The organism is Bordetella genomosp. 7, assembly GCF_002261265.1.
GTDB lineage: Bacteria > Pseudomonadota > Gammaproteobacteria > Burkholderiales > Burkholderiaceae_B > Bordetella_A.
Window position 1 is genome coordinate 37,388 of record NZ_NEVK01000001.1, and the last position, 19,723, is coordinate 57,110.

The following is a 19,723-nucleotide window of genomic DNA, read 5'->3' on the forward strand; positions in this document are numbered from 1 at the left end:
ACTTCCTTTTTCCGGAGTAGTGATACGGGATTGCGTGATCGCCCATTGTCGTCCGTACCGGGTCGCGCAATACAGTTGTATTGCTTTCATTAAATAAAAGAAAATGCGTTGAATGGATATCCGCTACCTGAACCATTTCCTGAAGGTCGTACAGCTGGGCTCGATGTCGGAAGCCGCGCGCCAACTTGGGCTGAGTCCGGCGGCCATCGCCCAGCAAATGCGCGCGCTGGAAAAAGAGCTGGGCATGTCGTTGCTGGTGCGCCAGGGCCGCAGCGTGCGGCCCACCGCAGCGGGACAGCGGCTGGCCGAGCGCGGTCCGGCGCTGGTGCAGGATGCGGATGCGCTGCGCGATTGGGTGGCTACCGATGAAGACGCGGGTGAGCTGCGGCTGGGCACAGTGAACACCGCCCTGCATGGCTTTCTGCCCGATATCCTGCAGGCCTTCAGCGATCAATACCCCAACGTGCGCATCTCCCTGCGCATTGGCATCACGCCCGCGCTGTATTCGGCTCTTGTCCAGTCGGAACTGGATGCGGCGCTGTGTCTGAAGCTGTCTTTCGATCTGCCCAAGACCGTGTGCTGGACGCCGTTGCGGCAAGAACCCCTGGTCGTGCTTGCCCCGGCCCGCGACGCCGCGCGCGATCCGCTCGAACTATTGCGCAGCGCGCCATTGCTGCGCTACGACCGTCAATTGGCCGGCGGGCAATTGGCGCAGCGCTATCTGCAGGCGCAGGGCATTCGCCCACGCGAGCGGCTGGAACTCAACTCCATCATGGCCCTGGCGTTGCTGGTCGAGCGCGGCCTGGGCGTGAGCCTGGTGCCGGATATCGGCCAGGGCCTGGCCGGGCCCGGCCTGTGCAAGCTTGCGGTGCCCGCGCTTGCGGGCGAAAGCGGCGGTCAGGCGCCACCGCCGCGCGAGCTGGGGTTGTTGTGGCGCAACCCTTCCCAGCGGGGGCGTTGGCTTAACACGCTGCTGCAATGCGCGCAGCAAGTCGTCCGGGCCGCCTGAGGCCGCCGTTTTCGTCGAGCAGATATGCCGATTCGTCGAAAACGGCTTGTGGGATGCGACCCGGCCTTGCAACATACTCATCGGATGCAGCCCGCCGCGCCAGGTTGCGCGGCGGCCTCCAATGCAAACGGCAACCGGGGCGCTCCGGCGATGCCGATTTTTTCCTGGCCGTACGCGATGGCAACTGATGACCAACCTACGCTGTTTACCGCGCTTGGCCAGGAGCTGAGCCGAGGCGAATCTTCGCCGGGATTCTGGCGCGCCCAGGTGACGGGTTGGCTCATCCTGGCGGTTATCGGATTCAGCATACGGCTGGCCATATTTGGCGATGCGGTCGCGGCGTTCTGGTTGACGTTGAGCCTGGAGCCATTGGCATTTCTCATGACGAGCGCAGCCGCGCTATGGCATGGCCGCGTACGGTCGGCCAGCCATTCGTCGCTGCTTGTGCTGGCGTGCGCCGTCTTGCTGTGCGTCGCGGCGTCCGCATTGCTGGCCTGGATCGCCCTCGCCATCCACCAGCTGTTTCCGCCGGATACGCTGCGGGTGCTGCCCGAGAACCAGTACAGGCTGGGCTTTCTGTATTACATGGGCATCTTCAGCATCTGGACGCTGGTTTATTTCGGCGTGGCTGCCGAACTGGCCGCCCGCACTGCGCGGTTGTCCCGGATGAAAGCAGAGACGCACGCCCTGCGCCTTGAACTCGAACACCTGCAATCCCAGATCGAGCCTCATTTCCTGTTCAATGCGCTCAACACCATCGTGGCCGAAATCGACGAACGGCCGGCCATTGCCTCGGAAATGACCCGGCGGCTTGCGGCGTACTTGCGGTATTCGCTCGACCGGCGCGGGCAGGGCCTGTGCCGGCTGGGCGAAGAGCTGGAAGCCGCCGAGGCCTATGTGCGCATCCAGGCGTTGCGGTTCGATCGTGAACTCGAATATCGCTGTCACATCGACCCCGCGTCGCTGCCGTGCTTTATCCCGCACATGACGCTGCAAGGCTTGGTGGAAAACGCCATCAAGCATGGCATGCGCGCCGATACCCGGCGCTTTGTCATCAATGTGCGCACCCGCCGACGCGACGACGAGCTGATCGTCGCGGTAGACAACCCCGGCGAACTGCACGCGCCCTATGACCTGGCAAAGGGGGGTGGCGGGCTGGGCAACCTGTGCCGCCGCCTGGCGCTGTGCTACCCCGACCGCTATGAGTTTTCGCTGCACCAACGGCAAGAGCGCATCGTGGCCGAGATCAGGCTGCGCGGCGATCCGGTGACGCCTTAACCGGCCGTGTCATCCGCAATGGCCGCATCGGCCGGCGGCGGGTAAAAGCGTGGCGCCGGCGCGGGGTGCAATATGCCGTCCGTCGCCCGGAAGTTTTCTCGCGCCACGAAATGCGGATGGCTCGGCACTTCTGCAAGCGACAGCACCGGCGATACGCAGGCCTCGCTGCCTTCGAACCGCGCCACCCAATAGTCCCGGGGATGGCGCACAAATATCGCGGCCAGCTGCCTGCGCAAGGCCGGCCAGCCGGCGGTGTCGTGCTGGGGCGGCAATTGCCGCTCGTCCAGTTCCAGCCCCCGCAGCAAGGCGGAGTAGAACCTGGGTTCGATGGCGCCTACCGCCACCGCCTTGCCGTCCGCGGTTTCGTAAGTGGTATAGAAAGGGGCGCTGCCGTCCAGAAGATTGCTTGCACGGCTGTCCCGCCATTGGCCTGCTTGCCAGCGCCCCAGAATGGGCGCAAGCATGCAGAGCGCGCCATCGACCATGGCAGCGTCCACTACTTGGCCTCTGCCAGTGTCGCGAGCGGCGAGCGCGGCGGCCAGCACACCGGCCACCAACAGCATGCCGCCCGCTCCAAAATCGCCGATCAGGTTAAGCGGGACGACGGGCGGGCCGGTTCCCGGGCCGATGGCATGCAGCACACCTGTGGCCGCAAGGTAGTTGATGTCATGCCCCACGGTGTGCGCCAGCGGGCCGGCCTGCCCCCAGCCTGTCATGCGCCCGATGACCAGCGCCGCGTTATGCGACCAGCAGACGTCCGGCCCCAGCCCCAGGCGTTCAAGCACGCCGGGCCGCATGCCCTCCAGCAGCACATCCGCGTCGCGCACCAGTTCCAACAGCTGCCGGCGACCCGGCTCGGTCTTCAGGTCGATCGCGACGGCGTCTTTTCCCTTGCCGGTGAGTTCATAGCGTTCGTCGCGCGGAATACCCATGTCGGCGGGGCTGGGGCGCCTGACGCGAATGACCGTGGCGCCCATGTTCAGCAGCATCATTCCGGCCCAAGGTACAGGGCCGGGCGCTTCCAGTTCCAGCACACGCAGGCCGGCAAGCGGCGCCGTCATTGCGCCGGCCCATAGTCGACCAGCGTGCGGCCGCTGGTGGCGCCCTGCAACTGCTGTCCGGCATGCGCGAGCAGTTCGTCCAGGGCGACGGTGTGTACATGCGGCGCAAGCGCCGTGAAATCCGGCTTCCAGTCGCCGGCCAGCCGTGCCCATAGCTGCTTGCGCTCTGTCCAGGTGGCGTTGGCGACAATGCCGAACAAGTGTACGCGGCGCATAATGAACGGCAGCACGCTGCCCTCGAAACTATTGCCGCCGGCATTGCCCACCGAGGCCACCAGGCCGCCTTCGGCCATCGAGCGCAGCATCCAGGGCAGTACCCGGCCGCCGACATTGTCGACGGCGGCGGCGTAGCGCGGCGCCTCCAGCGGGCGGGTCGATTCCAGCGCCACCCGGGTGTCGACCACGTCCGCAGCCCCCAGGCGCCGCAGCATGTCTGCCTGCCCGGGCCGCCGCGTGATCGCCGTGACCTGATAGCCCGCGCGGGAAAAGATCGATATGGCCAGCATCCCCACCGCCCCATTGGCCCCCGATACGGCGATCGGACCGGCCTGGGGGTCCAGGCCATAGGATTCAAACCGGGCCAGCGCCATGGCGGCCGTGAATCCCGGCACGCCTATGGTGGCGACATCGCGGGCAGACAGGCCGGGAGGCAGCTTGAGCAGGTGCTTGCCCGGTATGCGCATCCACTCGGAGAACCCCCCGTCGTAGGCGATACCCGTCTGGAAACCGTGCACCAGCACCTCGTCGCCTGGCGAAAAATCAGGCGCGCCCGACGCGACGACGCAACCCACCGCTTCAATGCCGGCGATCCGGGGAAACTCCGTGATGATCTTTGCTTCGCCACGTATCGAGAGGCAATCTTTGAAGTTGACGCCCGCGTACCGCGTACGCACGATCACGTCGCCTTCGGTAAGCTGGGCGATGCTTCTGGCCTCGATGCCCGAGGTCACCTGCCCGTCGGCACGCTGCGTGACCAAGGCGCGAAAGGTCTCGGGTATCGGCACACTGGACATGGATAAGCCCTCAGATGATGCGCTGCGCGCGAAGTTCGTCGAGTTGTTCGCCTGTGAGGCCGAGCTCCGCATAGATCTCGGCATTGTGTTCGCCCACGGCGGGGCCCGATCGGGGCGTGGGCATATCGCGCCCGACAATGCGCGGAACCACGCAAGGCGCGGGCAGCGAGCCGTAGTCCGGGTCGGGAAGGCGGATAATGGCGTCTCGCGCCTGAAAATGCGGGTCCGCCTTGATGTCTTCGATGTCATAGACCTTGCTGAAGGGAATTTCGAAGGGCTGCAGCCGCGTGCAGATCTCTTCGAAGGCGCGCTCCGAAAACCAGCGGGCCAGCAAGCCGTCGAGTTCCCCCATGTGCTGCACGCGCTTGGGCAACGTCTGGAAGCGGGCGTCGTCAATCCACTCCGGATGCCCCAGCGCCTTGCACAAGCGTTCGTAGACGGCCTGGGAAGACGCCACGAGCGAAAAATAAACCCCGTCATTGCTTCGGTACATGTTCGAGGGCGAGGTGTACGTCGTGAGATTGCCCACTGCGTGGCGCACCAGCCCGAGCTGCTCATGCTCGACCGGCAGGGGATCCAGAATGCGCAGCAACGCCTCTGTTGCCGACAGATCCACTTCCCTGCCGGTTGCTTGCGGGTCGCCTCGCAGGCGCGCCATTTCGGCGGCGATGGCAAAGGCACAGAAGACGCCGGCAATGGAGTCGCCCAGCGGGAAGTTACTGTGCAGCGGCGAGCCGCCGACCGTGCCGGTGAGATTGGTCAGGCCGCTCATTGCTTCGAAAATGCGGGCGAAGCCGGCTCGCGCACGGTATGGGCCCGTCTGGCCGAAGCCGGTCAGGCGGACGACAACCAGCCGTGGGTTGGCCCGGTGCAGGGTATCGATATCCAGGCCCCACCGGTCCAGGCTGCCGGTGCGGAAGTTCTCTACCAGCACGTCAAAGCGCGGCAGCATGGACAGCAGTATCTCCCGCCCCTTCTCTTTGCGCACATCCAGCGTGATGCCCCGCTTGCCCCGGTTGGCCACTTTCCACCATAACGGCGATCCGTCCTTGATCGGCTGCATATGACGCAAGGCATCGCTGCCGTCCGGCAGTTCGAGCTTGACGACATCGGCGCCATGGTCGGCGCATAACGTGGCGCCGCTGGGCGCGGCCAGCACCGTGGCCATATCGAGAATCCTGACGCCGGCCAGCGCGCCGACAGGAGAGGGTGATTGAGTCATTCAGGGATGCGGTCTGGTTGGGATGAACCTGCGTTATGCATCAGCGGCACACCCTCAGCAATAATGCATTTCGCACAGCGAAACAGTGCTCTCGAACCGTTGACGCTCCCTATCGAAGGACCAATCATGCCATCGCCTGTACAACGAAACCGCAAAGTGAGCGCTATCTCTCTTCCTGGCCTGGTGCACCCGCACGACCTGTCTTCCGACCGCCAGTTCTCGATGAACCTGGCGCGCGGGCTGGAAGTGCTGCGTGCTTTCTCGGCTTCGGCGCCGCTGCTGGGTAATCGCGAGATCGCCGATCGCACGGGCTTGCCCAAGCCGACGGTGTCGCGCTTGACGTACACCCTGACGCTGTTGGGCTATCTGGCGCGCGACCCGCAACTGCAGAAATACCGGCTGGGGCCGGGCGTGCTTTCGCTGGGGCACCCGTTGCTGGCAAGTATGCAAGTGCGCCAGTTGGCAAAGCCCATCATGGAAACGCTTGCCAGGACCACGGGATGTACGGTGAACCTGGGCATACGCGACCGCGGGAACGTGGTGTATGTCGACTCGGTGCGCGCCGACTCCGCCAACCAGCATCTGCCGGATATCGGAACATCGCGGCCGCTGCTGACGAGTTCCATAGGCCGTGCGCTGATCCTGGCCTATCCGGCCGCCGAACGCACCGCGATCCTGAACTACCTGAAGGTCCAGGACCGGGCCTTCTTCGAGCAGTACCGAAGTATCTGGGAAGCGGACGCAAAGCGATTTGAAGCACACGGATACTGCCATTCGAAGGGCGACTGGAAGAAAGATATTCACGCCGTCGCGGTACCCGTGCGGCGCCCGAATGGCGAGCCGCCGCTGGCGTTGAACTGCACCATTGCGGCGCACCGCGCGCCTAAGGACAGGCTGGTGAAAGAAGTGGTTCCGCTGCTCAAAGAGGCGGTGCACCAGCTGGTATTTGCGCAAGGCCTGCACTAGGCCACGCATCGATAAGGAAAACCTGATGATCCGAAACCCGACCGAGTTCGAAGCCTTGCTTGCGCAAGTGCGCGACTTTCTGCGCGAAGCGTGCCTGCCCATTGAGAAGCAGGTGGATGAAGGAGACGAAATTCCGGAGCCGGTCGTGCAGGGAATGCGCGATCTGGGCCTGTTCGGACACAGTATTCCGCAAGAGTACGGCGGTGCAGGCCTGACCACCGAGGAACTGGCGCGGGTCAATATCGAGGTGTCGCAGGTCGCCACCGCCTTCCGCGCGCGCTTCGGCGGCAACACCGGCATAGCGTCCGAGTCGCTGGTCGTGGACGGCACGCCCGAGCAGAAGCGCAAGTACTTGCCTTTGCTGGCCAGCGGCCAGGTCACCGGCTGCTTTGCCCTGACGGAACCTGACGCCGGATCGGACGCCACGGCGCTGAAAACGGTGGCAGTGCGCGATGGCGAGTACTACGAGATCACCGGCAAAAAGTGCTTCATCACCAATGCACCCATCGCCGACCTGTTTACCGTGTTTGCGCGCACCGATCCGCATGCGAAGGGCGCGGCGGGCATCACTGCGTTTCTGATCGAGCGGGGCGCCCCGGGGCTGACCACGCCTGCTGCCTACCGCAAGATGGGGCAGCATGGGTCGCCGGTTGGCGAGGTGCTGCTGGACAGAGTGCGCGTGCACGAGAGCGCGATCGTGGGCGGGCTGGAAGGGCAGGGTTTCCGTACGGCCATGAAGGCGTTGAACAAGCAGCGCATCAACCTTGCCGGGCTGTGTGTGGGCCCGGCGATACGGCTGGTGCGGGAGATGGTGCTGCGCGCCCAGGGGCGCAAGCAGTTCGGCCAGGCCATCGCCGAATTCCAGATGGTGCAGCAGATGATCGCCGAAAGTAATACCGAGGTCTATGCCGCCCGCGCGCTGGTGCTTGAGACGGCCCGCAAGCGCGACGACGGCCACGATGTCACCCTGGAGGCATCGATGTGCAAGCTGTTTGCTTCGGAAATGTGCGGCCGGGTCGCCGACCGGGCCGTTCAGGTGTTTGGCGGCGGGGGCTACATCGCCGACAACGTTGCAGAGCGTTTTTATCGCGATGTGCGCCTGTTCCGGCTTTATGAAGGAACCAGCCAGATTCACCTGGGCAACATTGCCAGGCGGACTATGGCGACGATGGCGAGCTGATATCCAGCCGCGTAATTCAATAACAAGCCTAGGAGAGACTATGAAATTCGCTCGTTTGGCGGCGGCGTGCGCGCTGGCCGTGACGGCGCCGACCATGGCAGCCGCGCAAGACAACTATCCCAGCAAGCCTATCAAGATCGTGGTGCCGTTCTCGGCCGGCGGTATCGTGGATTCCGTGGCTCGCCTGATGGGCGAGCAACTTTCGGCCCGGTATGGGCAGCCCGTTGTGGTCGAGAACCGCACCGGCGCCGGCGGCGCGATCGGCACCGATTATGTCGCCCGCGCTCCGGCCGACGGCTACACCCTGCTGCTGGTCAGCCCCAGCCACGCGGTCGCGCCCATCCTGAAAAAGAGCATTACCTGGAACCCCGTTCGCGATTTCAAGGCGGTAGCCGGGTTTGGGATCGTGCCGAACATTATCGTCGTGAATCCGTCTGTGCCCGCGCAGACCATGGCCGAATTTATCGAGCTGGCCAAGAAGAGCGATCAGCCACAGACGTATTCGTCAGCAGGCCTGGGAACGTCGAACCATCTGTCGGGCGAGCTGCTGGCCCAGGAGGCGCAGATAAAGCTGATGCACGTGCCCTATAAAGGGCAGACGGACGCGCTGAACGACCTGGTGGCCGGGCGCGTGGCCATGATGCCGCTGACCGCGGCCCTGGCCATCCCGCAGATCCAGGCGGGCAAGCTGCGCGGCCTGGCGGTTACCACGGCTACGCGGGCCAAGGCCGTGCCCGATCTTCCCACCGTGGCCGAGGCGGCCGGGCTTCCGGACTATGAGGTCGGCACCTGGTTCGGGCTGGTTGCGCCGGCGGCGACGCCGGCGCCCGTGCTCGGCAAGCTCGCCGAGGACGTACGGGCCATACTGGACAAGCCCGAGGTCCAGGCCAAGTTCGCCGCGTTGGGCACCGAGTTCGCTCCGCAGTCGCCGCAGGAGTTCGACGCCTTCGTCGCGGCGGAATACGACAAATGGAGCAAAGTCATCAAGCAAGCAGGCATCGAGGCGGACTGACGTGTCGCGCATCCGCACGCCTCTTTGCGATCAGCTCGGCATACGCCATCCCATTTTCGGTTTTTCGCATGAACCCGATGTGGTGGTGGCGCTTGCCCGGGCAGGCGGGTTCCCCGTGCTGGGCCTCGGGCGCGATGCGCCCGAGGATATCCCCGGGATTATTGCAAACGTAGAGGAGCGCCTGGCCGGCCTGCCGTATGGCATCGACCTGATGCTGCCGGCCAATGTGCCGCAGCAGGCGGATCCGCAGGCCCTGCGCGCCACGCTGCCGGCCGCCCATGTCGAGTTCGTCGACGCCTTGCGTCGCCGATTCGACATCAAGCCGCCACAGCGGCCCAGTTTCTTTACTTCGCATGCCCGTTCCGAAGCGTTGTTCGAAGCCCAGATAGAAGCCGTGCTCGATTCAAACGCCCGTGTGGTCGCGACTGCAATCGGCCTGCGCGCCGAACTCATCCGCGAGGCGTCCCGACGCGGCAAGTTGACGTTTTCGCTGGTGGGCTCGGTGCGACATGCGCGCAAGGCAGTGGAGTCGGGCGTGGATGTCCTGGTGGCCCAGGGGTACGACGCCGGCGGCCATACCGGGCCCGTGGGCACCATGTCCCTGGTGCCCCAGATCATTGCCGTTGCCGAGGGCAGGCCGGTGCTGGCGGCGGGCGGCATCGCTACCGGAGCCCAGATCCTGGGCAGTATCGGCATGGGGGCGCAAGGCGCCTGGCTGGGCACTTTGTGGATGGCCGCGCGCGAGAACCATACGCCGGGCGCCCTGCTCAGGCGCCTGATCGAAAGCGGCAGCGAGGATACGGTTATTTCACGCGCCCACAGCGGCAAGCCTTGCCGGGTCGTGCGCAGCGAATGGATCGATGCCTGGGCCTCGGCCGCCGCGCCCGAACCGTTGAACATGCCATTGCAGCAAGTGCTTACCGGCGACGTGTTCGCCTCGCTGCATGAACACGAAGACGCTGCGCTCATCTATGAGGCGGCCGGCCAGAGCATATTCGGCATCCAGGGCGAAACCTGCGTGGCGGACCAGGTGGACGCGCTGGTCAGGGACATGGATGAAGCCTGGGAGCGCATGCTCCGTTTTGGCGCCCAGGGAGGGCGAGCCATATGACCACGATGTCGCTGAGCGCGTCGTCGCTGTGTATTGCGGACGGGGTGGCCGAGTTCGTCCACGAAGCGCCCGCGTCCCGCAACGCCATGTCGGGCGCCTTGCGCGGCGACTATGCGCGCATGCTGGACATTGTCGAGGCGAACGGCGGGGTGCGTGCGCTTATCCTGCGAGGCGAGGGCGGCAGCTTCTGTTCGGGCGGCGATCTGCACGAAATGGCCGCCCGCCTTGCCGACCCCGCAGAAGGGGCCCCCGTGGCCACGCGGCGCAGGATAGGCGGCGCGGCATCCTGGCTGCGCCGCCTGCTTGAACTGGATGCAATCGTCATCGCGGCAGTCGATGGCGCCGCGGCGGGCGCGGGATTCAGCGTGGCGTTGCACGCCGACCTGGTTATTGCAGCCCCCGAAGCGCGCTTTTGTATGTCGTTCCCGCGCATTGGAGCGGTGGCCGATTTTGGTGCGCACTATCTGCTTCCGCGAATAGTGGGCCTGTCGGCCGCCCGCGGCATCTTGCTGACGGGGCGCACGATTACAGCCGGCGAGGCGCGCGAGCTTGGCATTGTGCACGCCATCCATGACGCCGCGACCCTGCCGCAGGCCGCGCGCGCGCTGGCCCGGCAAGTGTGCAAGGGGCCGGCCGATGCCCTGGCCATGAGCAAGCGCATGCTGAACCTGAGCCTGGACAGCGACTATGCCGCAATGGCCAACATGGAAGCGGCTTCTCAGGCAGTAGCCATGTCTACGGATTTTCACGCGGATGCGGTGCAGCGTTACAAGAGCAGGCAGGCCCAGGCATACGACTGGGATCGCGACGGGCCCTCGATCGGCATGGATGCCCGCGCCCGCACTGAACCCGGCAAGCCCTGATCTGCACCGGCCGCCCGTCGCGAGCGGACGGGCATCATGCCGGCATCGGCAGCCTGTTTTGGTGCAAGAAGCTCGACAGTGAATAGCGTGCCACTTCGCGCCCGGCCGCGTGCTTGAAGGCGACGGTGTCGGCTGACGTTTCGCACAGCCATGGGCTGAGGTCGCGCGGCTTTTTCTGCGCCAGGGCCTGCAGCGAAAACAGCCCGACACAGCAACCGCCGTCGGGGTCGCGCGCCGAGAAATACTCGAAAGCCTGTACGCCGGCCTCGCGCATGTCGGTGCCCAGTTGCTGCGAGGCCTGGTATTGGACCGGATGCGCGAGTTCGGCCCAATAGGCATCAAAAGGCGGCTCTTGCAGCCGCACGCCGGTGGCGGTTCTGTAGGGTACCGAAAACAACGTGTGCTGGCTGCGGATATGCGCTTTGGGCGGCGGCGCCTGCATCGAATGCCAGAACACGAAACGGTAGTAGGCAGATTCGGCAAGTGTGGCGGCAAGGCTCAGGCCGCCATAGAAAATGCCCGGCTCGTGCACGCGGCCAAAGCGCGACCCCCACCGCAACGGGGGGTAGCGGAACGGCGTGGTCAGAAGATAGTGATACCCGGCGGCGCCGGCCGGGTACGGCGGCTTGCTGTCGTCGATGAGCGATTCCAGCACGGCCTGCTCTTCCAGAGTGTCGACGTAGCCCAGCGTGGCGATCTGTTCCTGGCTTTCGACCAGCCGGATTACGGTTCCGGATATGGGCGCCACGTACCGCTGGCCCCGGCACTGTTGCCAGATCATCAGGTCTTGCCCCGGATGGCGTCGGTGAACTGCAGCACCGTCATCAGCCCCTGGATGCTTTCGATCTGCCTGGCCGGTATGCCGCCCGTGACGCGGTTGGGCGTGTGCATGAAATGGCGGATCCAGTCGGGGTCGCCGCCTGCCAGCGTATAGAGCGCGCGCGCCAGGCGCAGGAGGAGCACGGCCAGCTCGCCCTGCTTGGACGCCGGGTCGAGCGAGGGGTTTTGCTTGAGGCGGCTGATTGCGGTGCGATGCACGCCGAGCACGGCGGCAAGGTCGGCCTGCCGCAGGCCGAGCTGATCGGCGGCGCGCAATACCGCCTTGGCCAGCACGGCGTCCGGCGTTGGCTTGATATGGCGCAGGGCAGTCATGGTGGGCCTTCGTGTGTGTACAGCACATATATTATAAAAAATGTGCAAATCGAACAATGCCGTATGCCCCGATGCCGGCAGGGGGACGGCCGGCGCGGTGGTATAACTCTTCGCAACTTGCGTCGCTTCGGTGCGGCGCGCTGACAGGAGACCGCACATGACTTCGTCCCATGACGCATCGGCGTTCCAGGCGCTGGCCGGCGTCACCACCGCCACCTTGACCACCGTGCTGCTCAAGAAAGGCCTGCGCAATGTGTGGATCCGGGGCGCCATGCCGCTTACGGCGGGCGCGCAACGCATGGTGGGGCGCGCCTTCACGGTGCGGTTTGTTCCCGCGCGCGAAGACCTGGCCACGCCTGAATCGTGGAGCTCGCCCCGGTCGACGCGGGCGGCCATCGAGCAGATGCCTGCCGGGTGTATCGCGGTGGTAGACGCCAATGGCATCAAGGACGCCGGGTTCTGGGGCGATATTCTTTGCGCCCGCATGGCCAGGCGCGGTGTTGCCGCCCTGGTCAGCGACGGCGCGGTGCGCGACCTGGCGGGCGTACGTTCTACCGGGCTGCCGGTCTGGGCAAGCGGCGCGGCGGCGCCGCCATCCGTGGCGGCCCTGACCTTCGCCGACTGGCAGCAGCCCATTGGTTGCGGCGGCGTGGCGGTGTTTCCGGACGATGTCATCGTGGCCGACCAGGATGGCGCGGTGGTTATCCCCAGCGCCCTGTTGCATGAGGTGACCGCCTTGGCCGTGGAGCAAGAGCGGCTCGAGGGCTGGATCATGGACGAGGTGCAGGCGGGGGCCTCGCTGCCCGGCCTTTACCCGCCCAACGCCGAGAACAAGGCGCGCTACGAGGCTGCGCGCGGCAACCCGGCCAACGGCTGAAGCATGGCGGCGTCAGTGTGTCCCGCTGTCGTCCAACGGCACGCACGCTGGGCCGGCGCGCTATGGCTGGGTTTGCTGGCTGGCTGTGCCACCCAGGTGCCCGAAGCACCCACGAAAGGGCCGACCGAAATCCGGGCCGACGTGCACCGATTGCTGCCTGCGAACCTGCCCGACCGGCAGGGCTGGGCGCGCGACATCGCCGTGGCGTTCACCGCCCAGGGCCTGGATGCCAGCCAGGAAAACCTCTGCGCCGTCATCGCGGTTACCGCCCAGGAATCGTCGTTTCGTGCCGATCCGCCGGTGCAGGGCCTGCCGCGCATCGCGCGCCGCGAAATCGAGCGGCGTACGCAAGCGATGCATCTCCCCGCGTTCCTGGTGCAGGCCGCCCTGAACATCAAGTCGCCCAATGGCAAGACGTACAACCAGCGCCTGGACACGGTGCGTACCGAGAAACAGCTCAGCGAGCTCTTCGAGGACTTTATCGGCATGGTGCCGCTGGGGCGGCAGCTGTTCGGCGGGCTGAATCCGGTGCGCACCGGCGGGCCGATGCAAGTCAGCATTGCCTTCGCGCAGGCCCACGCACAGGACTACCCATACCCGGCCGAACCTTCCATCCGGCACGAAGTGTTCACGCGGCGCGGCGGCATGTACTTCGGCATTGCGCATTTGCTGGGCTACGATGCCAGCTATCCGTCCGTGCTGTACCGGTTCGCCGACTACAACGCCGGCTGGTACGCGAGCCGCAATGCGGCTTTCCAGGCGGCAGTCAGCCGGCTCAGCGGCATCGAGCTGGCGCTGGACGGCGACCTGCTGATCAACGGGTCTATCGACCCCAGCCAGACCGAACGCGCCGTGCGCGCCATACGCAGGCGCCTGGACATCAACGAAGCCCGCATTCGGCCCGAACTCGAAAAGGGCAAGACCTTCGGCTTTGAAACCACGCGTCTGTATCGGCGGGTGTTCGACCTGGCCGACCAGGACGCCGGCACGCCCGTGCCGCGGGCCGTGCTGCCAGGCATCAAGCTATCCAGCCCCAAAATTACCCGCAACCTTACCACCGCATGGTTCGCCAATCGCGTCCATGACCGGTGGAAGCAGTGCATGGCGAAATAGCCCGCTGGCCGGCCAGCGCGCCCGGGGATATCGTACGGATATCCCCGCCAGGCTCCCGGGCACGATATTTGCAAGCCTGCCCCGGCATACCGACACCGCACAAGGAGTCTTATGCAACACGGCCACGATTCCCCCGACGCGTCGCCAGCCCGAAGCTGGCAGGAGCCCGCCGTGCCGTCTCCCGGTGGAATCGCTTTGTTTCTGGATCTGGATGGCACCCTGGCCGACATCCAGGCCGATCCAGGGTTGGTGGCTGTTCCGCCCGCCACATTGGCTACTTTGCAGCAATTGCACCAGCGGCTGGACGGCGCCATTGCAATTCTGTCCGGCCGCCCGGGCATCGACATCGACCGTCTTTTGCACCCCCTGCGCCTGCCCTACGCCGGGGGGCATGGCGCCGAGCGGCGCGACCGCCTGGGCGTCATCGTGCAATCGGCGGTGCCCGCCAGCCTGGAGCCGGTGCGCGCAGCGTTGCGCAGGCAGATCGCCGATTGGGCGGGCGTATGGATCGAACCCAAGAGCCATGGCCTGGCGGTGCATTTCCGGGCCGCGCCCGGCATGGGCGCGCGGGTGGAAAAACTGGTGCGCGATACGGCCGCCCGCCACGCGCCCGACTTTGAAGTGCAGCCGGGCAAAATGGTGTTCGAATTGCGCCCGCGCGGAATTCACAAGGGCGCCGCCGTGCAGGCGTTCATGCGCGACGCGCCCTTCGCGGGCCGCACACCTGTCGCGGTGGGCGATGACCTGACCGACGAGTCGGCGTTTATCGCCGTGCAGCAGGCCGGCGGCTACGGCATCAAGATCGGGGCCGGGCCCAGCAGCGCCGTCTGGAGATTTCCGAATCCCGAGACGCTGGCGGGGTGGCTGCGGCGCCTGGGCGAGCAAACGCCGTAACGTACGCGCAAGGGGACATACATGAGCCGACTGATCGTCATTTCCAACCGGGTCGCCGTGCCCGCCGGCGCCAGGACGCCCGGGGGGCTGGCCGTGGGGCTGTACGACGCCCTGCGCGATTCGGGCGGAACATGGCTGGGATGGAACGGAGAAATCGGCGAAGGCCCGGGCGACATGCCGTTGTCCAGCGTTACCCGCGACAACATCACGTATGCGACCTTCCCGCTGGCCCAGCGCGACTATGACCGCTTCTACCGCGGGTTTTCCAACACTGTGCTGTGGCCTGCTTTTCATTACCGGCCCGATCTGCTGCGCTATCGCCGCGCTGACTACGATGGCTATCTGGAAGTCAATCGCGATTTCGCGCGCCGTCTCGCGCCGGTGTTGCGGCCGGACGACGTGATATGGGTGCACGATTACCATCTGCTGCCTCTGGGGCAGTATTGCCGCGACCTCGGCGTGCGCAATCGCATCGGCTTCTTTCTGCATATTCCGTTTCCCGCCGCGCCGGTGTTCGAGACAATTCCTCCTCATCGTGATCTGGCGCGCGCGATGTGCGCCTACGACGTGGCAGGTTTTCAGACACACGCCGACGCGCAGGCCTTCAGCGACTACTGCGCGACCAATCTGGGGGCGGTTGCCGCGCCCGAAGGGCTGCGCGTCAATGAACGCGTTTTGCGCGTGGATACCTACCCCATAGGCATCGATGTCGATGAAGTTGCCGCGATGGCGCGCAAGAAGGGGTCCAGGCAGCTGGTGGCCCTGAAATCGGAACTGGCCCGCCGAAAGCTGATCATCAGTGTCGACCGCCTTGACTACAGTAAAGGCTTGCTTGAACGGTTTGCCGCCTTCGAGCATCTGCTGGAGATCGAACCCGATCATGGCCGCGATGTGTCGTTCGTGCAGTTGGCGCCCTCTTCGCGCGCGGATGTGCAGGGGTATCGCGAGATCCGCCGCGAGCTCGACCGCGCGGCCGGCCGCATCAATGGCAAATGGGGAGAGCTGGGCTGGGCGCCGCTGCGGTACATCAACCGGCAGTACAACCGCGCGACGCTGATGCCGCTGCTGGGGGCATCCCAGGTCGGCCTGGTGACGCCGCTGCGCGATGGCATGAATCTGGTGGCCAAGGAATACGTGGCGTCCCAACCGCAGGATGATCCCGGCGTGCTGGTGCTGTCCAGGTTCGCCGGCGCCGCGCATGACATGCAGGATGGCGCTTTGATCGTCAACCCATACGACATCGAAGGCATGGCGCATGCCTTGAATATGGCGTTACGCATGCCGTTGGCCGAGCGCCAGGAGCGGCACCAGCGATTGATGCGCATTCTGCGCGAGCGCGACCTGGCCGCCTGGAAGAACCGCTTCCTGGGCGACCTGCGGGCAGGGGGCTGAGCGCCGGGCCGGATTCAACTGCACAAGCCTGTTACACCGTTTCTTGGTACGCTTCTGGCAGAAATCGTCTTTTCCAATCGAACCAACACGTTGTCAGTGCCCGCTATTTCGCCGATATCCGCTACCCCCGAGGCGCCGCGCCGCCCGTTGAATTCGCCGGCCTGGCGCCGCGCCAGCGCCGTGTGCTGCGTGGGCCTGCTCATGTTGCTGGGCGCATGCAGTTCTACCAAGGTGGGGCCGGGGCAATATCGCGTGCAGTCGGGCGATACGCTGACCAAGATTGCGCGCCAGCACAACACCACCGTGTCCGAGCTGATGCGGCTGAACAATCTATCGAACCCGAATCGCATCGCCAAGGGCCAGGTACTGCGCGTAGACAGCAAGAGCCGCGCCGCGGCGCCCGCACCCAGCCAGAAAGCGCCGCCCACGCCGGCCGCCTCGGCCGCCGCGCTGCGCAACATCAAGCTGGCATGGCCGGCCGATGGCACCATCACCCGCCGCTACAACGGCAGTTCGTCCAAGGGCATTACTATCGTCAACAAGGCGGGTACGCCGGTGCGGGCCGCCGCCGCGGGCAGCGTGGTGTACGCGGGCAACCGCCTGCGGGGCTATGGCAACTTAGTCATCGTGCAGCATTCCGGCGATTTCCTGAGTATCTATGCCCATAACAGCCGGATGCTGGTCAAGGAGGGGCAAAAGGTTACGCAAGGCCAGCAGCTTGCCGAAATGGGCAGTACGGATCGCCAGGGGCCTGCGTTGTACTTTGAACTGCGCCATCGCGGCCAGCCGGTGGACCCCTCGGGCGCCTTGCCGCCGCGCTAGACACGCCGTCGCGCGGGCAAGAAAAAAGCCAGGCAATAGCGCCTGGCTTTTTTTTGCGGGTAGCCGCGTCAGTCTTCTTCGACGAAGGTTTCCTGGCGCTTCTTGCGGATGGACGGCAGGGCCACCAGCACCACCAACACCAGCGCCGCGGCAAGCAGCGAGGCCGACAGGGGGCGCTCGACGAAGGTGAGGAAGTCGCCGCGCGACAGCAGCAGGGCACGGCGGAAGTTCTCTTCCATCATGGGGCCCAGCACCAGGCCCAGCAGCAGCGGGGCGCCTTCGCACCGCAGCTTGGCCCAGATGTATCCCACCACCCCGAACGCGGCCGTCGTGTAGATGTCGAATACGTTGTAGTTCAACGAGTACACGCCGATGGTGCAGAACACCAGGATGGCCGGGAACAGGATGCGGTAGGGCACGCGCAGCAGCTTGACCCACAGGCCGATCAGCGGCAGGTTCAGCACCACCAGCATCAGGTTGCCGATCCACATCGAGGCGATCAGGCCCCAGAACAGTTCCGGGTGGCTGGTCATGACCTGCGGGCCCGGCTGGATGTTGTGGATGGTCATGGCGCCGACCATCAGGGCCATCACGGCGTTGCCGGGGATGCCCAGCGTCAGCAGCGGGATGAACGAGGCCTGTGCGCCGGAGTTGTTGGCCGACTCGGGGCCGGCCAGGCCGGCGGGGTGGCCCTTGCCGAAGCGTTCCGGTTCCTTGGACAGTTTCTTTTCCAGGGTATAGGACGCAAACGCCGACAGCACGGCGCCGCCGCCCGGCAGGATGCCCAGCATCGAGCCCAGGGCCGTGCCACGCACGATGGCGGGAGCGGCTTCGCGGATTTCCTGGCGGCTGGGGTACAGCGAGCCGATCTTGTCCTGCAGTTCGACGCGGTTTTCACGCTGCTCGAGGTTGGACAGGATTTCGGCAAAGCCGAACACGCCCATGGCCACGATGGCGAAGTCGATGCCGTCCTGCAATTCGGGAATGCCGAAGTCGTAGCGGGCCACGCCGGAGTTCACGTCGGTGCCCACCATGCCCAGCAGCAGGCCCAGCAGGATCATGCAGATGGCCTTGGGCAGCGAGCCCGAGGCCAGCACCACGGCGCCGATCAGGCCCAGGGTCATCAGCGAGAAGTATTCGGCAGGGCCGAACTTGAAGGCCACTTCAGCCAGCGGGGGCGCGAAGGCGGCGATCAGCATGGTGGTGACGCTGCCGGCGAAGAATGAGCCGACGGCAGCCAGCGAGAGCGCCGCGCCGGCGCGGCCGTTACGCGCCATCTGGTGGCCGTCGAGCACGGTGACCACCGCCGAGGTTTCTCCGGGCAGGTTGACCAGGATGGCGGTCGTGGAGCCACCGTACTGGGTGCCGTAGTAAATGCCGGCCAGCATGATCAGCCCGGCCACCGGCGGCAGCACGTAGGTGATGGGCAGCAGCATGGCGATGGTGGGCACGGGGCCCAGGCCGGGCAGCACGCCGACGAGCGTGCCCAGGATGCAGCCCAGCAGCGCGTACAGCAGGTTTTCAGGGGTGACCGCGACGGAGAATCCGAGCGCGAGGTGTTCGAGCAATTCCATGATGTTGTCTTCCCCTTGGTTTTAATTCATGCCCAGAAACGTCGGCCACAGCGGGAAGATCAGCCCCAGGCCCTTGACGAATGCCAGCCAGCAGAAGACCACCAGGAAAATGGCGTTGACCACTGCGACGCGCCAGCTGAACTCGAAGCTGGCGATGCTGCTGCCTACCACCAGCAGGAAGATCGACAGGTACAGGCCCAGGGGGCGCAGCAACAGGCCGAACAGCACGACGGAGCCGATGATGATGAACAGGATCTTGAAGTCGAAGCGGTCGACGGTGGTTGCGGTGGCTTTCGGGGAAAGCGCGCCTAGCGCGACCACTGCGCCCAGCACGGCCAGGCAGATGCCCAGCCAGAACGGGAAATAGCCGGGGCCCATCCGGGCGGCGGTGCCCATGCTGTATTGGGTAGCCCCGAAGGCGAATCCCAATCCGATCAGGGCGAACATCACCCCTGACCAGAAATCCTGTTTATTCCTTAGCTGCATAGAAGGTCTCCGTATTGTGCCGTGCCAGGTGGGTAGACCTGTAAGGCGGAGACGCAGGGCCGAGGGACGCAAGAGGCTTGGACATGAAACATATAAAAAAAATATGGCACGGCGGAGCGAGCCATATCGGGTTCTGCAAGCGTCCGGACACTGAGCGCACCGCCAGCACGCTTAGTCCAAGTCGGGTGGATCGTATCACGATGTAGTTCGGAATTCTGTTGGTGAATCCACGCAGATTCCCCTGGTCTTATATCGTGGAATGGCGCTTGCAGACACGGGATTTCCCTCGGTTCGGGCGTGCGTGGACGCTCTTGGTTCGCACGGCGCGCAAGTGGCCGTAGATCGTGGCGGGCAGACAAAGTCAACTCTTGCAGCGTGTCAGATATAAAAGGGCGATGCGCTTGCCGGGCGCGTGTCACCCTGACTTTCGATATTGGCCGCTACGGCGCACAGATCAGGACGCGTGCCGCTCTCGTTGCTGTGCATGCGCAAAGCGCCGGCATAGCGGGCGGGCCGCGGCGCATCGGGTATGGGGACGCCATTTTCCGACAACGACAAATAATTCTTATCAGATGGTCGTCAACGTCGAATTCTTTAAACAATTACATGGATGTAACGCGTTTGCACATTGTCCACGGAATGGACAAGAAGGCGCGGCGCGGGTGTTGCCGCCACGGCGTTCTTGCTGCCGGCATCAA

The 19,723-nt window shown here is 65.2% G+C and carries 19 protein-coding genes; 12 read left to right on the forward strand and 7 right to left on the reverse strand.

The annotated features are described in order from the left end of the window. The first annotated feature begins 112 nt into the window (after positions 1-112). Both CAL19_RS00180 and CAL19_RS00185 read left to right on the forward strand, forming a co-directional pair. Positions 113-1,009, forward strand: coding sequence for a LysR family transcriptional regulator (locus CAL19_RS00180; protein ID WP_094795717.1), 897 nt, complete (start codon positions 113-115; stop codon positions 1,007-1,009). A gap of 177 nt (positions 1,010-1,186) precedes the next feature. After that, complete coding sequence (locus CAL19_RS00185) at positions 1,187-2,287, forward strand: sensor histidine kinase (protein ID WP_094795901.1); 1,101 nt, start codon at positions 1,187-1,189, stop codon at positions 2,285-2,287. On the opposite strand, the gene CAL19_RS00190 is transcribed toward CAL19_RS00185, so the two are convergent. The 3 genes from CAL19_RS00190 to CAL19_RS00200 are packed head-to-tail and all read right to left on the reverse strand — an operon-like array spanning position 2,284 to position 5,583. Further along, entirely contained in the window at positions 2,284-3,348 is a 1,065-nt protein-coding gene (locus tag CAL19_RS00190; RefSeq protein ID WP_094795718.1) for a CaiB/BaiF CoA transferase family protein, read from the reverse strand. The genes CAL19_RS00185 and CAL19_RS00190 overlap by 4 nt on opposite strands. Then, on the reverse strand, positions 3,345-4,361 hold the full coding sequence (locus tag CAL19_RS00195) for a YhdH/YhfP family quinone oxidoreductase (protein WP_170941480.1): 1,017 nt from the start codon (positions 4,359-4,361) through the stop codon (positions 3,345-3,347). The genes CAL19_RS00190 and CAL19_RS00195 overlap by 4 nt, the downstream gene beginning before the upstream one ends. A gap of 10 nt (positions 4,362-4,371) precedes the next feature. After that, positions 4,372-5,583: a CaiB/BaiF CoA transferase family protein gene (locus CAL19_RS00200; RefSeq protein WP_026639470.1), complete on the reverse strand. Its 1,212-nt coding sequence runs from the start codon at positions 5,581-5,583 to the stop codon at positions 4,372-4,374. Between the two features lie 156 nt (positions 5,584-5,739). Here CAL19_RS00200 and CAL19_RS00205 point away from each other — a divergent pair, with 156 nt between their 5' ends. From CAL19_RS00205 to CAL19_RS00225, 5 genes are read left to right on the forward strand one after another with little or no spacing between them, the layout of a single operon-like run. Then, positions 5,740-6,549, forward strand: a complete 810-nt coding sequence (locus CAL19_RS00205; RefSeq protein WP_026639469.1) for an IclR family transcriptional regulator — start codon at positions 5,740-5,742, stop codon at positions 6,547-6,549. Positions 6,550-6,574: 25 nt separating this feature from the next. Then, positions 6,575-7,729: an acyl-CoA dehydrogenase family protein gene (locus CAL19_RS00210; RefSeq protein ID WP_094795719.1), complete on the forward strand. Its 1,155-nt coding sequence runs from the start codon at positions 6,575-6,577 to the stop codon at positions 7,727-7,729. 40 nt (positions 7,730-7,769) lie between these two features. Then, positions 7,770-8,741, forward strand: coding sequence for a tripartite tricarboxylate transporter substrate binding protein (locus tag CAL19_RS00215; RefSeq protein WP_026639467.1), 972 nt, complete (start codon positions 7,770-7,772; stop codon positions 8,739-8,741). 1 nt (position 8,742) lies between these two features. Beyond that, positions 8,743-9,852: an NAD(P)H-dependent flavin oxidoreductase gene (locus CAL19_RS00220; protein WP_026639466.1), complete on the forward strand. Its 1,110-nt coding sequence runs from the start codon at positions 8,743-8,745 to the stop codon at positions 9,850-9,852. Then, complete coding sequence (locus CAL19_RS00225; RefSeq protein ID WP_094795720.1) at positions 9,849-10,715, forward strand: enoyl-CoA hydratase/isomerase family protein; 867 nt, start codon at positions 9,849-9,851, stop codon at positions 10,713-10,715. The genes CAL19_RS00220 and CAL19_RS00225 overlap by 4 nt, the downstream gene beginning before the upstream one ends. Before the next feature lie 34 nt (positions 10,716-10,749). On the opposite strand, the gene CAL19_RS00230 is transcribed toward CAL19_RS00225, so the two are convergent. Together CAL19_RS00230 and CAL19_RS00235 are read right to left on the reverse strand one after the other, a co-directional pair. Further along, positions 10,750-11,496: an RES family NAD+ phosphorylase gene (locus CAL19_RS00230; RefSeq protein WP_094795721.1), complete on the reverse strand. Its 747-nt coding sequence runs from the start codon at positions 11,494-11,496 to the stop codon at positions 10,750-10,752. Next, a complete protein-coding gene (locus CAL19_RS00235; RefSeq protein ID WP_094795722.1) occupies positions 11,496-11,867 on the reverse strand; it encodes an MbcA/ParS/Xre antitoxin family protein in 372 nt (123 codons plus the stop codon). Before CAL19_RS00235 ends, CAL19_RS00230 begins: the two co-directional genes overlap by 1 nt. Positions 11,868-12,024: 157 nt before the next feature. On the opposite strand from CAL19_RS00235, the gene CAL19_RS00240 reads away from it, so the two are divergent. The 5 genes from CAL19_RS00240 to CAL19_RS00260 all read left to right on the forward strand — a co-directional run bounded on the left by CAL19_RS00240 (position 12,025) and on the right by CAL19_RS00260 (position 16,965). Then, positions 12,025-12,744, forward strand: coding sequence for a ribonuclease activity regulator RraA (locus tag CAL19_RS00240; protein ID WP_026639462.1), 720 nt, complete (start codon positions 12,025-12,027; stop codon positions 12,742-12,744). Positions 12,745-12,747: 3 nt separating this feature from the next. Next, complete coding sequence (locus CAL19_RS00245) at positions 12,748-13,857, forward strand: DUF1615 domain-containing protein (RefSeq protein WP_094795723.1); 1,110 nt, start codon at positions 12,748-12,750, stop codon at positions 13,855-13,857. Between the two features lie 111 nt (positions 13,858-13,968). Then, positions 13,969-14,751, forward strand: coding sequence for a trehalose-phosphatase (otsB, locus tag CAL19_RS00250; protein WP_094795724.1), 783 nt, complete (start codon positions 13,969-13,971; stop codon positions 14,749-14,751). A gap of 21 nt (positions 14,752-14,772) precedes the next feature. Beyond that, entirely contained in the window at positions 14,773-16,143 is a 1,371-nt protein-coding gene (locus CAL19_RS00255) for an alpha,alpha-trehalose-phosphate synthase (UDP-forming) (protein WP_094795725.1), read from the forward strand. Between the two features lie 90 nt (positions 16,144-16,233). After that, a complete protein-coding gene (locus CAL19_RS00260) occupies positions 16,234-16,965 on the forward strand; it encodes a peptidoglycan DD-metalloendopeptidase family protein (protein ID WP_432759155.1) in 732 nt (243 codons plus the stop codon). 68 nt (positions 16,966-17,033) lie between these two features. On the opposite strand, the gene CAL19_RS00265 is transcribed toward CAL19_RS00260, so the two are convergent. Both CAL19_RS00265 and CAL19_RS00270 read right to left on the reverse strand, forming a co-directional pair. After that, a complete protein-coding gene (locus CAL19_RS00265; RefSeq protein ID WP_094795727.1) occupies positions 17,034-18,539 on the reverse strand; it encodes a tripartite tricarboxylate transporter permease in 1,506 nt (501 codons plus the stop codon). 21 nt (positions 18,540-18,560) lie between these two features. Then, complete coding sequence (locus tag CAL19_RS00270; RefSeq protein ID WP_094795728.1) at positions 18,561-19,025, reverse strand: tripartite tricarboxylate transporter TctB family protein; 465 nt, start codon at positions 19,023-19,025, stop codon at positions 18,561-18,563. Positions 19,026-19,723 lie beyond the last annotated feature (698 nt).